The organism is Pseudoxanthomonas jiangsuensis, from assembly GCF_010093185.1.
GTDB lineage: Bacteria > Pseudomonadota > Gammaproteobacteria > Xanthomonadales > Xanthomonadaceae > Pseudoxanthomonas > Pseudoxanthomonas jiangsuensis.
The window spans coordinates 1-556 of record NZ_PDWL01000119.1 but is presented as its reverse complement, the minus strand read 5'-3'; the positions used below and the strand labels follow the sequence as shown (position 1 = coordinate 556).

At 62.1% G+C, this 556-nt stretch carries 1 protein-coding gene and 1 pseudogene; both read left to right on the top strand.

From position 1 onward, the window contains the following. Nucleotides 1-415: TrbI/VirB10 family protein (locus CSC62_RS17575; RefSeq protein ID WP_162407910.1), on the top strand; the 415-nt coding region annotated here is incomplete at its 5' end. Nucleotides 416-425: 10 nt separating this feature from the next. Continuing rightward, nucleotides 426-556 (top strand): annotated as a pseudogene (locus tag CSC62_RS17570) (P-type DNA transfer ATPase VirB11); the annotation flags it as partial.

Below are 556 nucleotides of genomic sequence, written 5' to 3'. Positions count from 1 at the left end.
GTTCGTGATCTGGAACACCGTACGCCGGCCGGATGGCGTGCAAGTGGCGCTCGACAGTGCGGGCGCTGACCAGCTCGGCACTGCCGGCATGGGCGGCATCGTGGACACGCATTTTGCCGGAATCTTCGGCACGTCCGCGCTGCTGTCGATCATCGGCGCTGGCGCGTCGAACGCCGGCGTGAGTTCGGGCGATCAGTACAACTCGGCCGCCGCCTATCGGCAATCGGTGCAACAGGCGGCCGCGCAAACCTCGCAGTCGGTGCTACAGCCGTACATCAATATCCCGCCGACCATCACCGTGCCGGCCGGCTCGCGCGTTCGCATCTACGTGAACAAAGACCTCGATTTCACGGCGATCTACAAGGATGAAATCGACGCAGCCAAGCACGGCGACGGCGTGACGTTCATCCAGTGAGGGTCGAGCCATGTCGCAGATTGCCTCCTTCCGTACCAAGCTCTCCTTGCTGGCCGACTATCTCGATGACAAGCAGGTCACCGAGATTCAGGTCAACAAGCCGGGAGAGCTTTGGCTGCGAAAGAAAGACGCGTACTACGC